We start from the raw sequence: 503 nt of genomic DNA, 5'->3' as shown, positions 1-503 counted from the left end.
CCCAAGATGACGATTTGTCCCACTTGCAGAGTTAACTGCAGGTGTTTCATCTCGCCGTCTAATTAATTCGGCTTCTTCAGTTTGTTAAAGATCGGGCATTGTAAAAACAACGCAAACAGAAATTCACGCAGCAATAAAATCTGCTGTGTGCGCTTTTGTTTGCACTGTAAGAATGGTGGAGGATGACGGGATCGAACCGACGACCCCCTGCTTGCAAAGCAGGTGCTCTCCCAACTGAGCTAATCCCCCAAACTGGTGGGTCTGGAAGGACTCGAACCTTCGACCCCTGCGTTATCAACACAGTGCTCTAACCAGCTGAGCTACAAACCCAGTCAAACCCTTAAAATCTCGAATAACCGATAGGCTGTGAATACTTGACGATCGCCTTCTCTAGAAAGGAGGTGATCCAGCCGCAGGTTCCCCTACGGCTACCTTGTTACGACTTCACCCCAGTCATGAATCCCACCGTGGTAAGCGGCCTCCTTACGGTTAGCCTACCCACT

General features: G+C 49.7%; 2 tRNA genes and 1 rRNA gene. All 3 read right to left on the bottom strand.

Going from position 1 to position 503, the window contains the following annotated elements:
* Positions 1–173 precede the first annotated feature (173 nt).
* Positions 174–249 (bottom strand) — tRNA-Ala (locus JHD62_RS21475).
* A gap of 4 nt (positions 250–253) precedes the next feature.
* Positions 254–330, bottom strand: a tRNA-Ile gene (locus JHD62_RS21470).
* Positions 331–394: 64 nt separating this feature from the next.
* Positions 395–503 (bottom strand): 16S ribosomal RNA (locus tag JHD62_RS21465); the annotation flags it as partial.

This window comes from Aquitalea sp. ASV11 (assembly GCF_016429185.1).
In the GTDB taxonomy this organism is placed as follows: Bacteria; Pseudomonadota; Gammaproteobacteria; order Burkholderiales; family Chromobacteriaceae; genus Aquitalea; species Aquitalea pelogenes.
The sequence above is the reverse complement of the archived record's forward strand: the minus strand, read 5'-3'. Positions and strand labels throughout refer to the sequence as shown.